Annotated in this window: 13 protein-coding genes and 3 pseudogenes; 4 read left to right on the top strand and 12 right to left on the bottom strand. The window is 62.2% G+C overall.

Annotated features, from left to right (window positions below):
• Nucleotides 1–387: 387 nt before the first annotated feature.
• The 11 genes and pseudogenes from X751_RS138060 to X751_RS138100 all read right to left on the bottom strand — a co-directional run bounded on the left by X751_RS138060 (nucleotide 388) and on the right by X751_RS138100 (nucleotide 12408).
• The gene (locus tag X751_RS138060; RefSeq protein WP_023706400.1) at nucleotides 388–840 is read right to left on the bottom strand and encodes a helix-turn-helix domain-containing protein; all 453 of its coding nucleotides are present in this window, start codon (nucleotides 838–840) and stop codon (nucleotides 388–390) included.
• On the bottom strand, nucleotides 833–1252 hold the full coding sequence (locus X751_RS1000000166185) for a DUF4258 domain-containing protein (RefSeq protein WP_084013556.1): 420 nt from the start codon (nucleotides 1250–1252) through the stop codon (nucleotides 833–835). The genes X751_RS138060 and X751_RS1000000166185 overlap by 8 nt, the downstream gene beginning before the upstream one ends.
• Before the next feature lie 1153 nt (nucleotides 1253–2405).
• Nucleotides 2406–3452, bottom strand: a complete 1047-nt coding sequence (gene fni / locus X751_RS138070; protein WP_031247285.1) for a type 2 isopentenyl-diphosphate Delta-isomerase — start codon at nucleotides 3450–3452, stop codon at nucleotides 2406–2408.
• An 85-nt stretch (nucleotides 3453–3537) separates the two neighbouring features.
• Nucleotides 3538–4440 (bottom strand): hypothetical protein, encoded by a 903-nt coding sequence (locus X751_RS138075; RefSeq protein ID WP_023746011.1) that lies wholly within the window; start codon nucleotides 4438–4440, stop codon nucleotides 3538–3540.
• Nucleotides 4437–6061, bottom strand: a pseudogene (locus tag X751_RS01000000164235) (hypothetical protein). Before X751_RS01000000164235 ends, X751_RS138075 begins: the two are co-directional and overlap by 4 nt.
• 145 nt (nucleotides 6062–6206) lie before the next feature.
• Complete coding sequence (locus tag X751_RS138080; protein WP_023715667.1) at nucleotides 6207–7196, bottom strand: polyprenyl synthetase family protein; 990 nt, start codon at nucleotides 7194–7196, stop codon at nucleotides 6207–6209.
• A 147-nt stretch (nucleotides 7197–7343) separates the two neighbouring features.
• On the bottom strand, nucleotides 7344–8687 hold the full coding sequence (locus X751_RS138085) for a cytochrome P450 (protein WP_023702815.1): 1344 nt from the start codon (nucleotides 8685–8687) through the stop codon (nucleotides 7344–7346).
• On the bottom strand, nucleotides 8687–9529 hold the full coding sequence (locus X751_RS138090; RefSeq protein ID WP_023702816.1) for an SDR family oxidoreductase: 843 nt from the start codon (nucleotides 9527–9529) through the stop codon (nucleotides 8687–8689). The genes X751_RS138085 and X751_RS138090 overlap by 1 nt, the downstream gene beginning before the upstream one ends.
• A 168-nt stretch (nucleotides 9530–9697) precedes the next feature.
• A pseudogene (locus tag X751_RS1000000168655) lies at nucleotides 9698–9823 on the bottom strand (ferredoxin); the annotation flags it as partial.
• A 1-nt stretch (nucleotide 9824) separates the two neighbouring features.
• On the bottom strand, nucleotides 9825–11114 hold the full coding sequence (locus X751_RS138095) for a cytochrome P450 (protein WP_023715665.1): 1290 nt from the start codon (nucleotides 11112–11114) through the stop codon (nucleotides 9825–9827).
• 91 nt (nucleotides 11115–11205) lie between these two features.
• Nucleotides 11206–12408 carry a cytochrome P450 gene (locus tag X751_RS138100; protein ID WP_023746010.1) on the bottom strand — a complete coding sequence of 401 codons (1203 nt, stop codon included), beginning with the start codon at nucleotides 12406–12408 and terminating at the stop codon, nucleotides 11206–11208.
• Nucleotides 12409–12602: 194 nt separating this feature from the next.
• On the opposite strand from X751_RS138100, the gene X751_RS1000000167175 reads away from it, so the two are divergent.
• The 4 genes and pseudogenes from X751_RS1000000167175 (at nucleotide 12603) to X751_RS01000000164230 (ending at nucleotide 17435) form a co-directional block, all read left to right on the top strand.
• Nucleotides 12603–12884 carry a hypothetical protein gene (locus tag X751_RS1000000167175; protein WP_023702820.1) on the top strand — a complete coding sequence of 94 codons (282 nt, stop codon included), beginning with the start codon at nucleotides 12603–12605 and terminating at the stop codon, nucleotides 12882–12884.
• A 1238-nt stretch (nucleotides 12885–14122) separates the two neighbouring features.
• The gene (locus X751_RS138110; RefSeq protein WP_023702821.1) at nucleotides 14123–14656 is read left to right on the top strand and encodes a peroxiredoxin; all 534 of its coding nucleotides are present in this window, start codon (nucleotides 14123–14125) and stop codon (nucleotides 14654–14656) included.
• A gap of 69 nt (nucleotides 14657–14725) precedes the next feature.
• The gene (rpoN, locus tag X751_RS138115; protein ID WP_023713580.1) at nucleotides 14726–16162 is read left to right on the top strand and encodes an RNA polymerase factor sigma-54; all 1437 of its coding nucleotides are present in this window, start codon (nucleotides 14726–14728) and stop codon (nucleotides 16160–16162) included.
• 57 nt (nucleotides 16163–16219) lie between these two features.
• Nucleotides 16220–17435 (top strand): annotated as a pseudogene (locus X751_RS01000000164230) (MFS transporter).
• Between the two features lie 559 nt (nucleotides 17436–17994).
• Here the strand turns inward: X751_RS01000000164230 and X751_RS138125 are convergent.
• Nucleotides 17995–20874, bottom strand: a complete 2880-nt coding sequence (locus tag X751_RS138125; RefSeq protein ID WP_023702825.1) for a DEAD/DEAH box helicase — start codon at nucleotides 20872–20874, stop codon at nucleotides 17995–17997.
• Between the last annotated feature and the right edge of the window lie 193 nt (nucleotides 20875–21067).

Here is a 21067-nt window from a genome sequence, read left to right as displayed (position 1 = left end):
ATCTTTAGCGCCTCAGAGCGAACGGCGTTCCTCGAAGAGCAGCTGCTACTGCCACCGTGCACCGGCGTTTCTACCGACTGGGCCGGCCAGGTGCGTACGTCGCCCGAAAACGGCCAACTGCGAACATTCAGCGAAATGGCTATTTTGACCTCGGCGCAATGCGCCCGACGGTGTCCCTATGAACACGAAAGAGATGAGCGATTTCAGCTGCCGGATGCCTTATCGCGTTAAAGTGGTGACGTCCGGACAGGCCTAAAAGCTGGATGGGACGACATGACGCGATTGGAACTAGAAGCACGAAAGCGCATGGCCGCTGATCAAGGCTGGCAAAGGCCAGGTGGTCGTCCCTCCCACTCGTGCGGGAGGGACGACCACCCATGGCTTGGTCTAAGCGGCTGCTAGAAGCTGGTATCCGTCGTCATTGCTGTGCTGAATTTGGATCGGTTGCGGCTTCAGTGTGTGCACACTCCGACGCGACAGCTCATCCATACCAGCTCCGGAAGCTAGATCGAGTTTTTCAATCGCCAAACGCCGGATGATTGTCTCCGCCGACCCATCGATCACAAACTCGCCCCGCTCCCATCGTCCCACTGACTGCTTGTCGTGGTGAACAAGCACAGCAAGCTCAGCTTGAGTATACCCCATTTCTGTTCTCAGAAAACGGAGCTCGTCAGGGCTAATCCCATGCTCGTGTGAGACTATGCCAAGAGCGATTACACGATGAAGTTCATTGACAGCCGGGATGGTGATGATTTCGTCACCTTCATCGTCGTTCACGAAATCAAGACCGCTAATGAAAACGTTCTTAAGTCCGCATTCGGTGTAGTGGTGGCTATTCATCGCATTCTCCATTCAACGTACCTGCGCGGGTAGACGGCTCGTCAACCCACATAACACTGACAATTTTTAGGAAGGTGCCGGTCTTCTCAGGAATGACTATCACTCTCAGAGTGCGGCTATTGCCGTTGGGACAGAGACCTTCCATCGCATATTTTTTGTACGCCGGTCGCGTACTCTCCATGGGCTCCATATGCACAAAGCCATTTTTGAGGACGTACAAAACGTCACCCATGATGATGTTTCGTTCGGCCATACGTTCGATCGCGTGGCGCTTATAGGAAATCGTAAGCGCTTTCGAACGCGCAATCGCGCGTATTTCGTCCGTTGCTTGCCCCTTCGGCCAATCACAACCACGGACTACAACGCCCCCATGCCCGCTTGGTTTCACCTTAGGTATATCACTATGATACATTTTAAAAGAGTCCCTTGCGCTAAAAATTTGTGATCTGGTAAAAAATCTCCACGATAAAAAGGGCGCCCTGGGAGGTAAGGGCGCCCTATTTATCACTTCTTGATGTGCGTCACGATATGCGTGTTCGGCTTGCGAACGGCAGTCGTAACAGTCGTGAACCGACCCGAAACCGCACTGCGGCCAATCGTAATCGTCTTCCTGCTCATGCTCATCACCTCCTTTCCGGAGCACGGCGCTCCTAGGGAGACGGGGTGAATCACATGCGTCTAGGTATCATCATGATACTTTGTCCGTCAAGGCCAGTGGGCAGGAAATCGCCACACCTTCGCCGCCTCCCGGTAGGGCAGATGCTTCCTAGCCGCGCCGTCGGTTACATCAACTCCATCGGGACCAATTTCCTTCAGCAGCGAGAAGGCACCGACCGTCCCTTGATGGCATTCCTGTCACAGCATCCATCGGGGATTAAGCTCAATGGCGCCGAAGACGTTCGGATCCGGCGTGTCGCGAAGTCCTTGACCTGCCGGAAAGTATGGCAATCCGGGCAAATCCGGCGAAGAAGGCCTGGGTCAACGCCTGATGATTCAGGACCGCGTTCCTTTGCAGCGCTGCCATGATCTTCTACTATCGCAGATCGACAACTGATGTCGCCGTAGAACAGGCTCTCCCAGCTCTTGTCTATCCGGACCTTACCGGCATGTCTCCCAATTCGTTCCAGCCCTCGATCATAACCGACCATTCCACCGCCATCGCTTTGTCTCAAAGCATGCTGATGAACTGCTTGAGCCTAACAACCCGTGTTTGACCCCAGAGAAGTTACGGGTCTCCTCACGGCCGACCGCGCTTGACCCAGGGGTCAATGTGGACCGCTACTCGTTCATTGCAATGGATTTGCACCATCTGCTCCTGCCGGTCTCCCGGCGCACCTTGTTCCGACCCTTTCAAGGGCTCAGCTCGGTCGGCGTTACCGATCACCCTGATCAAGTATCCGTCGGATACCGCTTTACTCTCGGCTGTCCGTTCGGGCATGGCGGGGTGCCTCCCTGATCACGAAGCAGACCCGGACAAGCCCGCGACCAGCGCGATTCCCCCCGCATCCGAGACTTTCTGACTCATAAGACTAGGCGCCCGCCGCCACGGGCGCGCGACGCCGGGATCAACCGGCGGGCAGATGCGCCGAGGGCAACAAGCGCGCCTGACGCAATGCCGCCAGATCAGCCGAGCCGGTGCAGAAGCAGGCGACGGCCAACTGGCGGATGACGATCTCGAAATGCGCGACAACCGCCTCGGTGGATACGGTGGCCGCGCGCAGCACGCCGGCTGCCTGCCCCGCGATGTCCGCGCCCAGGCGGATAGCCTTGGCCACGTCGACGCCGTCGCTGACCCCGCCCGACGCGATCAGCTTCACCGCTGGCAGCGCCCGACGTACCGCCTGCACGCTGGCCGGGGTCGGGATCCCCCAATCGGCGAACGCCATCGCAACTGTACGGTCGGCGGCATCGGGGGCCCGCTCGCCCTCCACCGCGGCCCAACTGGTGCCGCCGGCGCCGGCGACATCGATCACCGCCACGCCCGCCTGAACGAGCGCACAAGCCACCGAAGCAGAGAGGCCCGACCCCACTTCCTTGGCCACGATCGGCACCCCCATGCTGCGCGCGGCGCGAGCGATCTGGGCCAGGACGCCGCGCCAGTCGCGGTCGCCCTCCGGCTGTACCGCTTCCTGCAGCGGATTGAGATGGACGATGAGTCCATCGGCCTCCAGTGCATCCACCGCCCGGCGCGCCAGGTCCAGGCCGTCGGCCTCACGCAGTTGCGCGGCGCCGATATTGGCCAGCAAGGGAATGTCTGGGGCCTGGCGGCGCAGCGCGCGCGTCAGCCCTTGGGAGTTGCGGGATTGCAGGCTCACGCGCTGCGAACCGACGCACATGGCGATTCCCAAGGCTTGCGCTGCCTCGCTTAGATGCCGGTTGATGGCCTCGGCGCGTGGCATGCCGCCGGTCATGGAGCTGATCAGCAGAGGCGCGCGCATGGTCTTGCCCAGCAGCGAGGCGCTGAGGTCGATCTGCGTCAGATCCAACTCGGGCAATGCGCAGTGTTCGAAACGGATGTACTCCCAGCCGGCGGCCTTGGCCCGTGCCGTTCGCCGATTCAGCACGATGTCCAGGTGGTCGTCCTTGCGCCGGCTCAACTTGGTGTCGCTGATGCTCGCTCCATCCGCGTCATCGGGCGACGGCGTTGCGTCGGGTCGGACCGACGGCAGCGCGCGCACGCCATCGTTTCCCCCGCGTTCAGGCCGGCGCACGCTGGCCTCCGCCTGCAGCGTCGCTGCGGTAGCGGCTGGTCGAGGTCTCGTAGTACTGCGCGCGGACTGCCGCCATGGCCTCGATCAACGGTCCCCACGGCGCGGGAAAACGTTCTTCCGCCATCACCCGGTGCAGCATGCGTGTGTGGCCGGCCAACTCGTCCTTGAGGAACTCCACCACAGGCATGGCGGGATAGCGCTGCAGCAGCAGGATCGCCGCGTTGTCGGCCTCGCCGGCCGATCTATCCTTTTCGCGTCCATGCAGATCGTTCTGCAAGCGCCCTATCGCGGAGATGAGCCGCAGGGCCTGGCGAAACGCCGGATGCGCGCGCAAGGTCGCCATGTCCAGCCCCCACAGCAACGACAGGCAACAGAACACGTTCGTGTAGGCGATCGAGTCCACGCCGTTCTGCAAGTACTCGGCGTAGGACCATCGCTCCGCCCCTGCCGCCTGCGCGTGTTCGGCACGCAGCGCCGCGCAGTAGCACCGGGTATCCTCGAGAAGCTGGGCATAGTCGCGACGATCGTAGGCGAGCGCGGCGAGCGAAGCGCGCAGCACGGCACAGCCCTCGAATCCGGGGAGCGCGCACGGCACGCCCTGCCCCAGCGCCTGCTCCACCGCGGCGAGCTGCTCCGGCGCGATCAGGTCAAGGTCGTTGCAATCGTCCAGCCAGAACAGCAGCGCCAGTTCGCGATAGAACGCCACGATCAGCGTCTCGTCCAGCGGGTCGCGGCCGGTGCGGGCGCTGGTGTCGCGCAGGCTCGGCTGGATGCGCTGCAGGATGTACTGGCCGCCCCGGACTGCTTCCACGCCATGCTCGTCGGCGAACCCGGTCAGGGAACGCCCCCACTCCAGCACCTGTTGCAGCGCGCGATGGGTCGGGATCATGGCCCCGCTCCTGCTCCCTCGGCCGAGACGCGCCGCCCCCAACGAAGCGCCAGCCACAACCCGGCGAGTTCGGCCACGCGCACCACCCGGGTGGGGCAATACAGTTCCTTGCCGATCCACAGCGGTGTCTGGGGCAGTGAGTGCGCTGCGTGGCGGGCGAGCATCCACTTCAGCGCACCCGCCACCGCCTGCGCGATGCGCCGGCGTCCTGCCGGCTCTTCGCTCCCGTCCATCACGTGCAACGCGAACAGCGCATAGGCGGTTTCCTCGAATGTGGACGCGCGACCGGCGCCCCAGCCGCCGTCATCGCGCTGCGCCTGCAGCAGCGCTGTCAGCGCGCGCTCCTCGCGCCACTGGGGCTTGCCTTGCGCGAGCGCAGCAATCGCATGCGCGGTGGGATATAGCCACGAAACGTGNCCTCGCGCCACTGGGGCTTGCCTTGCGCGAGCGCAGCAATCGCATGCGCGGTGGGATATAGCCACGAAACGTGCCATTTTTCGTTGTCCCATAGACCGTGCGGGTTGCGATTGGCCTCGACGTAGGCGCTGGTGCCGGCGGCGGGCTTTCCCAACATTCGCAACGCATGCAGGGCATGGATGTTGGTCGACACCGAGGCATTGCGCTCACCGGGGAAGGTGACGAAGAGCTCGCCGGTTTCGAACTGGCGCAAGGCGTCGGCCGCCGGGTCGCGGCCTGCAAGGCGAAGGACGCACAACGCAACGGCGGTGTCGTCCGCATCGGCCGCGAAGTGCAAGGCAGGGCCCAGACCGCGCACGCCCAGGCGGGCGTCGAGCTGCGCGATGATCACTTGCACCGCCTGGGCGAGCGCGGGATGCGCGAACAGACCGGCCAGATGCAGGGTGTACAGCGACCAGCATGGCTCGAACACATTGATTGGCCAGACGTTGGGAACGACACCTTCGATGCCGGTGCGCGTCGCCCGCGATGCCGCCTGCAGATACCCGCCCGTGCGCCCGACGTGCGGCGTTCTTCCCTGTGTGACGGCGTGCGCACGCCACGCGGCGGTGGCCGCCGGACTGATGCCGATGCTGCCGTCGTCGTCCGGGCATGCGGTGGCCGGCGACGTCCCCCAGGCTTCCCAGGAGTGCAGCAACGGATGGCCGCTCGGCAACGTCGCCACAGCCCCCAGCTTGAACAGGCGTGCTTGCCGCAACGGCAACAGCGCCGCGTGGCGCGAAAACGACAAGCCGCCCAGCAAGGATGCGGCCTCGTCGCACAACTGCGGCAGGATCAGCTCCGCGCCGATGGGCGCGTCTTCCGGCACCGCATGCGCGTAGGGATCGGGCTGGCGCTCGATGAACCGGGTTGCAGCCTGGACTGCGTCGGCAGCCCCGGGAAGAGGATCGGCATGCTGCAATGCCAGCAGCGCCGCCCACGTAGGCGCATGGCGAAACAGCGGGAAGTCCGCACTTCCCCATCCGCCATCGGCCTGTTGCTGCGCGATGAGCCAGGTGTACGCGTCCTGCCGACCGGTGACGTTGCCGTGGAACTGCAGAGCTCGCGCCGTGTCGTAGATGGACGGGCCGACGCTGCCGCCGTCGCTCATCTCGTTCAGCAGGTGGCGCAATTCGGAAAGGATCTGTTCGGACAGCGCGTTCACGCGGGATGTTCCTTCTGCAGAGGGCTAACGAGAACAGAAACGGGCAGACGCCGCGCACGTCGCCGCCGACACGGACACAGTGCAGCATGCAGCGCCCGCCGGCCGATCGCACCAGCACAGGGGCGAGTACTTACGGATGGGGCGCTCATGCGTATGGCGCGGACAGATAGACGTTGGCCCGCTGCAGCATCTGAGCCAGCCCTTCCGCACGCGGCCCCAGAGGGGCGATGGCCTCCCCGGCGTCGTGCAACAAATACAGCGCGAACTGGCGCGCTGCCTGCAGCCCCATGATTGACGCGCAGGTCGGCTTCTGCGCCGCCGCGTCCTTGCCGGGGGTCTTGCCAAGAGTCGCGGTATCCGCCGTCGCGTCGAGAATGTCGTCGGCCACCTGCAACGCCAGGCCAAAACAGGCGGTGTATCGATCGAGCGCACAGTAAAGCGTAGCGTGCGCGGCATCCTCCGTGATGGAGTATAGCGCGCCCATGCGAACCGACGCGCGCACTAGCGCTCCGGTTTTCATCCGGTGCATCGCTAGGATCCTGTCCAGCCCGGCGTGCTTTCCGACCAGGGACAGATCCATTGCCTGTCCGCCTGCGGCACCCTCGGCGGACACCGCCTGCGCTAGTTCGCGCACGAGCGCGATACGGTTGTCGCCCGGCGCATCCAGGCTCGTCAGGGTCAGGAAGGCGTGGGCCTGCAGCGCATCGCCGACCAGGATCGCAGTGGCTTCGCCGAACTTTACGTGCACGGTCGGAAGGCCGCGGCGAAGCACGTCGTCATCCATCGCGGGCAGGTCGTCGTGGACCAGGGTACAGGCGTGCATCATCTCGATCGCGGCACCGACGTCGTCGAGCATGGGCGCCGGCGTGCCCGCCAGTGCGCCGGCAGCCAGACAGAGCAAGGCGCGGGTGCGCTTCCCGCCATGCAAGGTGGCGTAGCGCATGGCCGCCATCAGCTCTGTCTTACCGTCGTCTTTGGCGCAGAGCAGACGCCCCAGAGCCTGTTCGACCCGCTTTGCGCCGTCGTGCATCCAGATCTCCGGGAGCAGCCCGCCAGAGGCGCCGCGCGCCTGCGCGCCCAATCCGCCGAATGTGGAAACGCCAATTCGGTCGCGTGGAGTGGAACCGGTCTGCATGTTGTTGATGTCCTTGTAGCTGAGATGGCCACGGCGAGCGCAAGTCGTCACGGTGTTGCCGGCGTCACACGAGTGCGTGCGCTGAGTGCAGCAATGCCGCGCCCCGCCGGCGCCGCTGCCTTGCCACACAGGGCATGCGATGCCAGCTCATGAGAAGCCTATGCGGATTGCCATGGACGGATGTGCGGTCGGGTAATAGCGCCGGCCTTTTTCGACGTCGCTCAGCAACTGCGGCCGCACCCCGGCCTTGTGCATGATCAGCGCCAAGGCGATGCAGAACTGCACCATTTCCAGCCATACCAGGTGGTAGCCGATGCAGACGTGTGGGCCGGTACCGAACTGCAGCATGTCCACGGGCCGGATCGGTTCTGTGCGTAGCAGCCACCGCGCCAGGCGGAACTGATCAGGCGCCTCGTGCAGCAGCACCGAGGTCGAGAAATGCAGCAGCGGAATGCATAGGTGGGTGCCCGCGGGAATGCGCCGTTGGCCGAGTTGCAATTCCTGCAGCGCGCGACGCGGCAGGAGCGTGGTCGCCGGATGCAGGCGCAGTGTCTCGCGGAACAGCGCCTCGGCGACCGGACACTGCGCCAGGTCCGCGTGCCGGGTTGGCACCGCGCCCACGCGTTGCGCCTCCTCAACCAGGGCGTCCCACAGCAGAGGCTGCCGCGCCAGCTCTATTACAATCCAGGCCATCGTCGAGGCAGTGGTGTCGTGACCGGCAAGCAGCAGCAAGCGAATATTCGCGACCAGGACGTCATCGGAGAGCGGACCGTCGCTGCGGTCGAAGGCGCTCACCATGTCGTTGATCAACCCGGTGCGCGCGGCATGCGCGCGCGCGTCGCGGACGAACTGGCGCAACTGCGCGTCGATCCAGTCGCGGGCGGCGCGGCCGCGCCGCAAAGGCAGTCCGGGCAGGTCGACCGGTGGCGCGACGATCAACTGCAGCAATTGCCGGTACTTGCGATGCCATCCCGGCAGGTCCTGCGCGGGGATTCCCATGAGGCTGAAGATGAGCTTCATCATCAGGTCGCCGGTTTCGCGCAGGATGGGTACCTCGCCGCGAGCGCGCCATGCCTGCACCCGCGCCCGGATGACGGGCGCGAACAGGTCGCCGATCCCGGCCTGGGTCAGCCCCTTGGGCAAGAACGCTGCCTTGATGGCATCGCGCGCCTGCCGGTGCGCGCCGCCGTCCAGGGCAACCAACGTTCCGCCAAGCAATTCGGGCGCGATCTCTTCGATCAGCGCCGAGGACACGTCCTTGTGCTTGAGCAGTGCGAATGCATCCGGATCCACGCAGGTCATCAGATGTCCGGCAGGGCCGAAATCCAGCCAGAAGTGGCTGCCCAGCGTCCGTTCTGCGCGCTCCAGCAGGCGCGGCAGGTCGCAGACAATGGCAGGAAGATGCCCGACCAGGGGGAAAGCGCCAGGCATGACCGGGATGTCGCATCGCAGCCGGTGCCGACGGTTGAGTGGGTTGAGCAGCATGTCCATCAGCAGCGCGCCGCCGCCGCCGATCCGGTGTCGCCGGCAGGGCGCGCGGCGCAGCTGTTGCCACCGTCGGCGTATGTCGGCACATGCGCCAGCATGCCGCCATCGATGCACACGACCTGGCCGGTGATGAACGCAGCATCGTCGGAGAGCAGGAACGCCACCAGCGCGGCAACGTCCTCGGGACGGCCGACGCGCGGCAGGAGCTGGTGCCGACGCAGATGGCGTTGCATGCACTCGTCCAGCTTGGCGAGGAGACGCTCGGTCATGATAAGACCCGGCGCAACCGCGTTGCAGCGGATCTGAGAGTGACCGTACTGGGTTGCGAGCGAGGCCGACAGCATGTTAATCGCTGCCTTCGACGCGGCGTAGGACGTCTGCGCCGTGTCACCGCTGAGCCCCTGGCACGACGACATGTTGACGATCGCGCCACCGCCGCGGGCGATCATCCGTGGGATGGCCTGCCGGCAGCAGAGCAGCGTGCCGCGCAGATTGGTCGCCATGGTCTGGTCCCATACCGCCAGGTCCAGCTCGAGGATGGCGCGGTCGCGCGGGGTCAGATGCACGGCGCTCGCATTGTTCACCAGCAGGTCGACCCCCCCGAAGTGCCGCTTCGCCGTCTCGAACAGCGCTGCCACCGCCTGCTCATCAGCGATATCCATGGCTATGGGCAGCGCGTGGCCTGCTTCGGCCGCGATCTGCGCAGTGCAGGCGATGGCCGCCGAGCCATCAATGTCGGCCACCACCACTCTGCCGCCCCCGCGCGCGATGGCGAGAGCGCATGCCTTGCCGATGCCGGCGCCGGCGCCGGTCACCACGGCCACCTTGCCTTCAAACCGTCCCATCGTGTCTCCTGAATTGCATTGGTCTTTCGCAGCATGCCGCTCGGCCTCCACCGGAGAGGGCGCAGGGTCGGCGCTGGCGCGCTCGTCATGGCCAGCGTCGCTTTCGATGACACGAATGGCGGCGACCGGGCACTGGTTGGCCGCAAGCCGCACGGCGGCGTGCAGCGCCTGCGGGACCGTCGCCACGCACACTTCGGCCACGCCGTCCGGTTCGCGCTGGCGAAAGGTGCCCGGCAGCGTCAGCACGCACTGCCCGGTCGTTCCGCACAGATCCTGATCGACCACGACGCGCATCTCAGCCCTCCTGCCCATGCAGCCGTACCGGCAGCGCGCGGAATGTCCTAAGGAACGCGGAGGGCTCCCGGGTCGGCTGCTCGGCCAATGCCAGCGTGGGGAAGCGCGCCTGGATCCGCGGCAGGCTCTCGGCCAACTGCACCCGGGCCAGTTGCGCACCAAGGCAGAAGTGGATCCCATGGCCGAAGGTCAGCATGATCTTCCCGTCGATCGACATGCCAGGACTGGTGCCGTAGAACCGCACGGGATCGAAGCGATCGGGATCGGCGAAGGCGTCCGGGTCGCGATTGCCGGCGGCGATCAGCACGCGCACGTCCGCGTTCTTCGGGATCACCACGCCGCCCAGTTCGATGTCGCGCTGGGCGATACGCGGAATGGAGCTGAACATCGCGGGCGCGTCGTAGCGCAGAGCTTCTTCGACGAATGCCTTCACCCCCACGGCATCTCCCTTCAGCCAATGCCGCTGTTCGGGATACGCCAGCATCGCCAGGACCGCATGGCCGATGGCCGCGGCAGTGGTGGCGAAGCCGCCCAGCAGCATGCCCCACAGCATGCTGATCAATTCCGCATCCGACAGTATCTCGGCATCGCCGTCGTGTGCGCCGACCAGCATTGACACGATGTCGTGGCTGGAATCGGTGCGCTTGCGCTGTATGAGGTCGCCGAAGTAGGCCTGCACCCTGGCGCTGGCCGCGTCGCCCGCGGCGAGTTGGGGATCGCTGGCGTGCGGGCTCAGGCCTTCCAGAATGGCGCTGATGCCGGCGACGAGCCCGAACATGTCGTCCCGGGGCATGCCGAACAGTTCGCCGAAAACCAGCATGGGCAAGGCCAGCGCGAATTCCCGATGCAGGTCCACCGCATCCCCGCGCTCCAGCGCGGGCGCCATGCCGTCCAGGCGCGCTGCGACAATGCGAGCGATGGTCGGCCTCAGGTTGTCGATCTGGCCGATGGTGAAATCGCGCGAGATCAGCCGGCGCAGACGCGTATGCGTTGGTGGTTCCTTCATCGCTAAAGTGGACGCCAGCAAACTTAGCGACAGGCTGGTCGCCGCACGCGGGAAATAGCGCGCCAGTTCGCCCGGCGCCGGTCCCCGAAAAGCATCGCCCGTGGCCTTGAGCGCCCAGTAGATGTCGGCGTGACGGCTCAACAGAAAGAGGCCCGACGCCGCGCGATGTACCGGATCGTGCTCGCGCAACCACCGCATGAATGGGTACGGGTCCTGAATGCACCCTGGCGACGCCAGTTCGGCGAAGGCGTCCCGGCATGCTGCCGTGGTTTCTTGCACGTCCATCTTGGTCACCTGTTGGTTGGCTGATCTGATCGGCGCGCGGCAGGGGCGCCGGCAATTCGAGGACATCGCGATTCCTCGTGGCGTCCGCGCATCACCAGAGCACCGGGAACTCCACGAACCCGCCAGTGATGATCTCCTTGCGCAACTCCAGTTCTTCGGGCGCCACCGCCAGGCGCAGCGCGGGAAAGCACTGGAAGATCGAACCGAACACCGCTTTTAGTTCCAGCCTGGCTAGCGCCAAGCCGATGCAGCTGTGCGGCCCGTAGGAGAACGCCAGGTGCGGGTTTTCGTCACGTCCGATGTCGAAGATTTCCGGGTCGTCGAAATGGCGCGGATCGAACGACGTCGCCGGCAGGCCGACCAGCACCTTGCTCTCTGCGGGAACATGCACGCCCGCGATGGTCACGTCGGTCCTCGGATAGCGCATGATGCCGTCCCAGCCGGCGCCCGGCGGGTACATGCGCAGGATTTCCTCCACGGCCTTGTCCACCAGGGATGGATCGCCCACCAGGCGTTCGCGCTGTTGCGGATGGCGGAACATGGCCAGCAGGCCAAATTCGATCTGTGCCACGGTGCTCTCGTGCCCCGCCACCAGCATGCCTGCCGCCAGGCCGATCGCCTCTTCCTCGGTCGCCTTGCCCTGGTCGACCGCCGCGAGCAGATCCGTCAGCACGTTGTCGCCCGGATCCTGGCGCTTGTCCCGCATCTTGCCGCGAATGTAGGCGCGGAGTTCTTCCCAGGCCAAGCGCGACGCGCTTCGCGGGCCGCTTTCATGCTGGTGCGTCATCACCTCGTCGGACAGCCCTGCAAAAAAGGCGTGATCCTCGTAGAGCACGCCCATCAGCGCGCCAATGACCATCGCAGGAAGCGGAAAGGAGAGGTGGCGCCGCAGATCGGCGGGCTGGGGCTGGGCCGCCAGCGTCTCGAACAACTGCGCGGCGATCGCCTCCACCTGCTGCGCGAGCTGCTTCAACCTGCCGTTGCTGAAGGCCGGCGCCACGATCGTGCGTAGCCGCGTATGCTCGCCCCCCTCGTGCGAGACCAGCCATCCTGGCGAACCGAGAATCACCGAATCCGGGGTGAATGCCGCCGGCGGCATTCCCGCGGGCCGGAACGCCGCGTCGGTCAATACCGCCTTGGCCTCGTCATAGCCTGTGACCCACCAGCCTTCGTGCCCGGACGGGAAGCGCACGTGGTGGATCGGACCATTGGCGCGTAGCGCCAACATCTCGGGGGATGGCTCAATGTGATCGACGCGCCACATCGGCAGCGTCGGCAAGGGTTGTTCGGACATGGTGGCACTTCACTCTATAGCGAGGGCGGAAGGTGACCGGCGGGCGCTGCGGTAGAGAAGACCTAAGACGGCATGTAGACGACGTCGTCGGAAGGCAGACCGATTATCAGGATCGGCTAACGCTTAACTGCCTAGGCAAACGCGCGGCGAGATGCAGAACGTTATCCTGTACCTTCGAGGTCAGGATAAAGTCGGTGTGGTGGGCCTTTGACTCGCCGCCGGCCAAGATTTCCTGCGCAAGGGTCGACAAGAGCGGCGAGCTGTTGGGTAAGGGCGGTTTCGCCGAGGACCCCATGCCCATAGACGCTATCCGACGCGGATTTGACATTTTGCTTTTCTTTCTTCGTTCCATTCGTGCCATCCACGAAATGAAAGTCGGTCGGCGGCTCCCGGCCCGCAACGAAGCGGCTTCAAAACTCGTGCCAATTTGGCCAACCGAAGAAAAAATCTGTGATGCTTTTAGGGGCTTAGCCTGAGGCCAGAGAAGAGCTAGGCGAAATAGGCCGGTGTCGCGGGCCAACAAAGGCGACGGAAAAGTGTCGGACAGAACGCCTCGGCGACCTTTAGGTCGGGCTTGCGACATTCTGGTCCAGTTTCGAACATAAGAGGCGGCGAACAGACACAATTGGGGATTCGATCCTCACGGGGCCAAGGCGCTTGCCCAAGAGCGCCCGCTCATGGTCGCTGCGACAGGCGCATGTTCGCGATAGCCGTGCCGGCGCACCAATGAACGCTAGCGCCACACGTTACGCAATGACTGGAGTGCCCTCCAGGCTCAGGTAATGCATCGGCTCGGCTTCCGGTTCGTCTTTGCCCAGCCGGGGCTGAAGCGCCGAATATCCGCACCATACAGCATCGTTGTTGCCTGTGTGACGAGGCGGTTATAGCGCCCGCCCGATCTTCTAAGACACGGCCTTCGAGAAGGAGGGGCGGTCCAACAGCCCCTCTATTCCAAATGGCACGCCGCTTGCTGCTCCTGGTTAGAGCACCATCAAATCACGATGAAAGCGACTTGAACCATGCCAGACGCGCGAAGCTCTAGACAGTGGCCTGAGGAGACGGTGCCCGTTCCCGCTGAACATCGGGACATCGTCTCCTCCGGAAGTCCGTTCTCGGTGGCCGCTTTGCGCATGGCTGGTCCGATGCCGGCACGCCAACACGGGCCGCTCGCGAAAATGCCGTTTACCGGTTCTGTTCATCATGTGAGTGCCCAAGAGCCCCGTCAAAGGGTCACCCAAGCCAAGGCCGGCGGGTCACTGCCACATATCGACAACACGCTGAACCAGTCCAGTGACGCGGGTCTGTTGCGTGAAGTGACATTTCAGGCCCCCACATGCTTGCGATATTGGCTACTTCCGGCCGCTATCCCTTTTCCCCGGGCACGATCGCGGGTGACCGATCCCGCTTCCGGCGCCATAGCCGTGGAAAGCAAGCGGCTCGACGGTGTCCAGCTCGCTCAGATCGATTGCGTTCGGGTGGCCAAGACCAGCCGCCAAGACGTTCCCATACGTCGCGAGGGAAAAGGAGGNGCTCAGATCGATTGCGTTCGGGTGGCCAAGACCAGCCGCCAAGACGTTCCCATACGTCGCGAGGGAAAAGGAGGTTGCGAGCCGCCGAGGCCCTCATTCCGTGCCCGAGCATACGAGCCTTTGCTCGGAATTGCGCCAGCCTCTGCCAGAATTCAGCGCCAGTTTTCTTCTTTAGGAGCAACTTGATGACAGATCAAAAGAAAGTTCCCTTCGTCACCTTTCTCACGCGCGTTCACGATAAGTCAGTCCAGGGGCCAAATCCATATCGCTGGGAAGAAAAGACATCTAACGACTACTTTGCCGGCAAGCGGGTCATCCTGTTCTCGCTGCCTGGCGCCTTCACACCAACCTGCTCGACCTACCAATTGCCCCAGTTCGAAGAGCTCTATGATGAGTTTGAGAAGGAGGGAATTGACGCGATTTACTGCCTCTCAGTCAACGACGCCTTCGTCATGAATGCGTGGGGGAAGTCCTTGGGCCTGAAGCAGGTCGAGCTCATCCCCGATGGCTCAGGCGAGTTCACACGCAAAATGGGCATGCTGGTCGCCAAGGACAATCTCGGCTTCGGGATGCGCTCCTGGCGCTACGCCGCCCTGATCAACAATGGCGTGGTGGAGCACTGGTTCGAGGAGGAAGGTTTCTCCGACAACTGCGAGGCCGATCCCTATGGCGTCTCGTCCCCGCAAAACGTTCTCGAAACGCTGAAAGCCGCCGCATGACCTAGAATACGTCTCACTGGTGCCATTGCCGGCCCCAAGAGGCTCCTCGACAGGATTATCGCGCTCACCATGCAATCCTCAGCAAGCCTGCTTCAGCGCCAGAAGCAATCCATGGTCGCATCGCCTCAACTCATTGAGTCGATTCGCCTGCTGCAACTGGCGCATACTGAACTGCATCAGTTCGTGGAGCGGGAAATCGAGAAGAACCCGCTTTTGGAATCTGCATCAAGCGATGGCGGGCCTTTTGACGACGTTTCGATTTCGGGAGCGGATCAGCCTGTCGGCCCTGGCACAAACGCCGTTGAAGGACCGACCGGGGCAGGCTCGCCTGAACGGCTCGGGCAATGGAAATCACTTCGCAACACGACCAACAACCCGCCGGGCAGTGGCCCTTCCCTCGACGAGTTTGCCACCCTCGCCGAAACATTGCACGACCATGTCGCTCGTCAGATCGCCCTCACTGCGTTCACACCACAGGAGCGGCTGATCGCTGGCCAGCTTGCCGCCGATCTAGAAGACACTGGCTATCTTCGGGCAAACCTGTTGGAGCTGGCCGAGAGCCTGAATATCCATGAGGCTATTGTGGAACGGGTTCTCGGAACCTTGCAGCAATTTGATCCACCGGGAGTTTTTGCGCGAAGTCTCAGAGAATGCCTCGAGATCCAGTTGCGCCAGCGAAATCGGCTCGACCCGGCAATGGCAGCTTTGGTTGCCAATCTTGAAATGCTTGCACGACGCGATTTTGAGGCACTGAAGCAGCATTGCGGCGTCGATGAAGAAGACCTTCTCGACATGATGCATGAGATTCGGGCGCTCGATCCCAAGCCTGGGAACCGATTCCAATCCGGTGCGTCTGAATCAATCATACCCGACGTCTGGGTCACGCCCTCGCCGCAAGGCGGGTGGCAGATCGAACTTGATCCCGCCACGCTGCCAAAGCTGCTGATCAATCAAAGCTACTATGCCGAAGTCTCGCGTCAAACTGCCCAAAATTCGAAAGATCAAGCATTTCTCGACGAATGCTTACAAAATGCGAACTGGCTAATCCGCAGCCTCGATCAGCGCGCCAAGACCATTGTCAAGGTTGCGGCTGAAATCGTGCGTCAGCAGGATGCCTTTTTGGAAAATGGCGTCGCCCACCTGCGGCCTCTCAATCTTAGAACCGTCGCTGACGCGATCGGCGTGCACGAGTCGACGGTAAGCCGGGTGACCTCGAACAAGTACATGCTTACCCCGCGCGGAGTCTTTGAACTGAAGTATTTTTTCACCGTCGCGATCGCGTCCTGCCAAGGCGGCGATGCGCACTCCGCCGAAGCTGTCCGGCATCGGATCAAAGCGATCATTGCCGCAGAATCTCCCGGCGACGTGCTTTCCGATGAGGACATCGCTGTCCGGCTGAAGGAAACCGGCATCGATGTTGCGCGCCGCACCGTCACAAAATATCGCGAAGCAATGAACATCCCCTCCTCCGTGCAACGCCGCCGGGAAATGCGCTTGTGTTTTTAGATTTGGGTCAAGGCAGCCAACATCACGTTGCATTGCATCAAAGTGGAGACTTCGTTCATGACCCAATCCGCAGCAGGTGTCATGGACGCTGTTCTGCACCCAGAAAAGCCCGTCCCACCGTCTGGTCCCGCATGGGGTGCGGTCATTTCGCTTTCATTGGGCACCTTCGGGCTGGTCACGGCAGAGTTTCTGCCTGTCAGCCTGCTCACGCCCCTCGCGCGTGATCTCGGTATCAGCGAGGGANGCGGCTGGACAGGCGATGACGGCGACAGCTATCGTCGGGGCGATCTCGGCGCCGACGGTGGCCATCATCACAAAGCGCCTGGACCGCAGGACCGTCATGTGGACCATGACGCTGCTGCTGATCCTGTCGGACGTTCTGGCGGCCGGCGCGTGGTCGCTGGCGGTTCTCCTGACTGCACGCGTCGTGCTCGGCATAGCGCTCGGAGGCTTCTGGTCAATGTCGGCAGCACTGGCGATGCGGCTCGTTCCAAGCCACCTCCTGCCGCGCGCTATGTCGATCATCCTCACCGGCGTTTCCGTAGCTACCGTCTGCGCAGCTCCAATCGGCGCCTATGTCGGCGATATCTGGGGATGGCGAAGCGCCTTCATGCTCGCCGCAGCCGGCGCCGCCGCTACACTGCTGGTGCAACTCATAACCATTCCGAGACTGCCTCCGATTGGAGTGGCTAGCTTCCGCAGCCTGCTGGATGTAGCCAAGATCCCGATGGTCAAAATTGCGCTTTTGGTCGTCCTGCTGGTCGCTTCCGGCCACTTCGCCGGAATCACCTATATCCGCACCTTCCTCGAGAAGATTCCCGCGCTGGATGTAGAAACGATCTCGCTTGTGTTGCTTGCTTTTGGCATCGGCGGATTTTTCGGCAATCTGGCCGGCGGGCTTCTGGCCGAGTACAGTCTCAAGGCAGTCGCGGCCCTTGCACCGCTGCTCATAGCGATAGCCGCTGTTTCGCTGCTGACGGCGGGAGCATCGGCCTTGGCCTCGGCGATTGCTGTTGCCGCGTGGGGGTTTGCCTTCGGCGCGGTGCCAGTGGGATTGCAGACGTGGATGGTACGGAGGGCTGTTCCCGAGCAGGCCCAAAGCGCCGGTGTGCTGCTGGTCACAGTATTCCAAGTGGCAATCGCCGCCGGCGCGATTTTCGGCGGACTATTGGTGGAGAATGCGGGGATTACCAGCGCCATTGCCTACAGTGCTGTTGCCACGTTCGTCGCTGCCCTCATAGTGTTCGTGCTCGGCCCGAAGCGCGAAACCTAAACCGCCTGACAGGAGAGAGGTCTCAGCAGCGCAGCGGGACAAGAGATGCGATGCACGGCGCGGCGCGATCCTCCGCTTGCATGGACCAGCGGAAGCGCTTCGCCGGCTTCACCTCCGGGCCATGGCGGCCGACACCGGCATCTGCCGCACCGTTAAAACCAACGTACAGCCACCTTAGAGGCTCGCGCATAGCCTGATCATGCTTAGCGTGGCGCAGGGCTGCTTGAAGCTGGGGCCGGTCGTTGGCCTTTCCGCTCTCGACCTCGACATACTCCCTCAACGGCTCAGCGGCGGCCCTGCGCGGCTTCGGATGTAGGCGGCTACAGCTTCGCGTTGGGCCTCAAGGCCGAGGCCTGATGCGCCTTGGCGGGCCGTTGAGACGCGCAGATAGGACACGAAGAGGGGGTGGTGACGGTGTTGGACACGGGTTCGCTCCTGAGCTATTCCCAAACAGTCTAACGAGGGCAGGCAATTTGTGAATAGCTATTAAGAACCAAGCAGCCGCGCCTATCCGCGCGAAGACTGCATCCTCTTTCGAAATCGCGTCTCCCAATGACCGCTAGCGGGTCGCTGGCGAAGGTAAGGTTTCGGCTAGCGCAACGCCGGGTGTTGTCAGCCAGTTATAAAACCCACCCCTCGTAAGCGTCCCCTCGTGCAATCGCAGGATGGCTTCGCTGAGATCGGAAATGTCAACGACGCTAAGACGCTTGGCTGCTTCGATAAACGTTGGAACGCTGGGGTCGACACCGGGGCTGCATAAAGTGACGCAAGGGTTGTTCCGAAGGCCGGCTAGTTCTGAAGCCGCCAGAACCTCGGTAGCAGCGTTTAAAGGAACCGTCTCTTCCTCGCTTATTTTGGACTTCACCTCGACTACAATCGGAATGTAGTTCTCAACGGATACGAGGAAGTCGGGATAGCCTTGGCGACCAGTTTGATCGAGTGCCTGACAGGGTATCCCAAGCCCCGCTAGCGAAATACTGAACGCATGCTCAAGATCGGTTCCTCGCTTTTCATACAGCGCTGCTATCTGATCGCGTTTCATCAACCGATCAGCCCGCCGAAGGTGCAGCGTTTTTGAGTGGGCTCGGTCGTCCTGCCGCCAAGCCCGCGCGGCATTCCGAATGAGGTTGGCTATGCCACCACGCTCTTTGAGCCCAAGTGCAATACGGCGGCGTTCGTCGGCTTGATCGCTACCATCCATCAAATCTAGAGGCCTACAAAGACCTGCTCTTCTCAAGCTCATAATATCATCGCGCCGGAGACGTGCCTGAAGGCCGGGCAGCCGTAATTCAGACATCCAAAGCACATCGCTGGGAACCCCTACTCCCAGCCTCAGCGACTGGCGGCGGATAGCGCGGGCAAGCCGCCTCACGGCTTGAACGTCTTCGGCGTCTCCTCGGAGCGCGACTGGTTTGCTTTCATCTGCCAAAGTGGGGGATGTAACGCTTGCGATAATTTCAGACACTCCTGTGAGAACCCACGACACATCGCGAGCAACCCCTTGAACGGTTCCTAATCTCACACCTGCTACGATCCGTTCAATTTGGCCCCGAACCGTTCCAGCGGCCCACTCCGTTAACTGCAGGGCCCCATTGGCAGCTCCCGCATCCGCCACCCACGGCTGATCAAACAAGATTGAGTTCAATCTCGTCGCATAAGGGTTCGGCACCGGACCATTCTGTCCTATGCGCCAGTTGAGTTTACGCGTGGCCTTACCACCAATTATGTTGAACTCCGGGGATCGAATTGCTGCATGGCTGAGCACAAAGGCGAAATCGTCTTCGCTTACACTGTTACCAGCTTGGTCGATTAGTTGCGTGAGTTGCGCGGCGGACCTCTTCAGGCCCTCAATAAAGAACATCGCCGTTTCCGGCTTTAGACCAGATTGCGCAACGGCAACACCAAACGTGGTCACCGTGATTTGGCCATGCAGTTCTATAAGGCAGCCGATATCAACAAGTCGGTCTATTTGGCCGAATAGCTTGTCTCGCCAATGATCGATCCCACTCCGATTCCGCTCGCGCTCTCTGGATGCTGTGAGTGTGGACCCAATTAGATCAAATGCGTCCTCACGACTGGTGCACAACTTCCCAGCGAAAACCTGAAGCGTAAGGGTCCCAAAATCTTCTGGCGTGATGCCGAGGCCCAGTGGGGATTGTGTGGAAAGATCCATGAGTACCTGGGCCTGCTTGGTATCCTGAATCCCTTCCGCCACAAGCACAACATGACCTTGAGCGGCAGCTTGCCCCATCCTGCCCACACGGCCAGCCATGTTTTGAAACTCGGCTCGGTCAATTGGCACATGCATTCGGCGGTCAAAATCCCATCTTTTCCAGCTGGCAAACGCCGCGCTCCCCAAGGGAAAGTTGACGCCGGCAGCGAGTGTTGAAGTTGCGAAGACGACATCGACGCCGCCCATAGCTAGGCGATCCTCAACAAATAGTCGTTCGTCCTCCGTTAGCTCAGCGTTGTGATATGCTGTTCGCCTGCGCAGCGCTTCTAGAAGGGGCTGTTCGATGTCCACTCCCGCCGGCGCATCCAGTTGTATCGTCGGACGATTTTGCGCCCACGCTCTTGCGAAGTCATAAGTGTCATCGATCTTCATGCAAAATACGATAACGGGGTTCCGCTTTTGTTGAAGCAACTCTCCGACGATTGCCGTCACGTCGCGGTTTCGATTTGCTGGCTCGTGTTGTCGCAACCCTTCGAAGCCGGGGCCAGATGACACCGACAACGTTGCCGAGGAAGTCCTACACTCTAGCGTCAATACCTTCTCGCGATTGGGATTTCTGAGCAACCGTATGCCCAACCAGTTAGCTAGCGCCTGCCCGTCACCGGGGCTCAGAACCGCCGATAAGCCAACAAACTGTCGCCACCCGGCTCGTCGCATCAACGTGAGAAGTAGCTCAGCATTTTGACCGCGCTGTTTGTCCCCCACCAACTGTACCTCATCGCAAACGAAGCAGATGTTGGTAAGGTCGCGAGGCGGTCCGCCAACCGAAAGACAGCCAAGAAATTTTTCGTATGTGGCAACTAATATAACCGAAGAAAGGGGGGCATTTGTCTTCCTGCCTGCCGCATCTTCAACACTGTCTCCTGTCGCGCAGACAATGGCAGATCGATCATTTTCTAGGAAGTCGTTTAGAAATAGCCTCTTCGCTTCCTCAAATTTCTGTTTGGCCAATGCCCTGTGAGACACGAGATAAACGGCGGTATGGCCTGCCTCAATAGCCGAGGCTACAGTCCACCAACCAATCAGCGTCTTGCCGGTAGATGTCGGAGCACTAACCAGAACGCTTTCGCCACGAGCTACTCCGGCTTCTAGCGCTTCAAACTGAATATCCGTAAGAAGCGGCATGAGACCCGCTTCGGGTAGAAGTTCCGGCTTGCCTAAAACTTTGTCAGAGAGCCCGTGATCTTCTGGAATCGTCGTCTGCATGTTATCCCCCAAATATCGGCGGACTATAACCAGCCCCTTCAACTTTAACCAGTCGGGTTCGTTATTTGTCTGGGGACAATGGGCATTCCCCCGGCACCTCCGTGGCACCTAAGCTAACAGGTGAGCTGGGAAGCGGGAACGCCGTCGTGTCGAAGGTACGGATGGCCTCGCGCAACATAGGCAGACCAAGATA

It is taken from the genome of Mesorhizobium sp. LNJC394B00 (assembly GCF_000502555.1).
Classification (GTDB): domain Bacteria; phylum Pseudomonadota; class Alphaproteobacteria; order Rhizobiales; family Rhizobiaceae; genus Mesorhizobium.
The sequence above is the reverse complement of the archived record's forward strand: the minus strand, read 5'-3'. Positions and strand labels throughout refer to the sequence as shown.

Excerpts from the sequence above, each read along its gene's own strand:
- X751_RS1000000166185 (WP_084013556.1), bottom strand. The coding sequence starts at position 1,252 with ATGTATCATAGTGATATACCTAAGGTGAAACCAAGCGGGCATGGGGGC.
- X751_RS138060 (WP_023706400.1), bottom strand. The coding sequence starts at position 840 with ATGAATAGCCACCACTACACCGAATGCGGACTTAAGAACGTTTTCATT.
- X751_RS138095 (WP_023715665.1), bottom strand. The coding sequence starts at position 11,114 with ATGGACGTGCAAGAAACCACGGCAGCATGCCGGGACGCCTTCGCCGAA.
- X751_RS138075 (WP_023746011.1), bottom strand. The coding sequence starts at position 4,440 with ATGATCCCGACCCATCGCGCGCTGCAACAGGTGCTGGAGTGGGGGCGT.
- X751_RS138100 (WP_023746010.1), bottom strand. The coding sequence starts at position 12,408 with ATGTCCGAACAACCCTTGCCGACGCTGCCGATGTGGCGCGTCGATCAC.
- X751_RS138085 (WP_023702815.1), bottom strand. The coding sequence starts at position 8,687 with ATGGACATGCTGCTCAACCCACTCAACCGTCGGCACCGGCTGCGATGC.
- X751_RS138090 (WP_023702816.1), bottom strand. The coding sequence starts at position 9,529 with ATGGGACGGTTTGAAGGCAAGGTGGCCGTGGTGACCGGCGCCGGCGCC.
- X751_RS138080 (WP_023715667.1), bottom strand. The coding sequence starts at position 7,196 with ATGCAGACCGGTTCCACTCCACGCGACCGAATTGGCGTTTCCACATTC.
- X751_RS138125 (WP_023702825.1), bottom strand. The coding sequence starts at position 20,874 with ATGCAGACGACGATTCCAGAAGATCACGGGCTCTCTGACAAAGTTTTA.
- rpoN (WP_023713580.1), top strand. The coding sequence starts at position 14,726 with ATGCAATCCTCAGCAAGCCTGCTTCAGCGCCAGAAGCAATCCATGGTC.
- X751_RS138110 (WP_023702821.1), top strand. The coding sequence starts at position 14,123 with ATGACAGATCAAAAGAAAGTTCCCTTCGTCACCTTTCTCACGCGCGTT.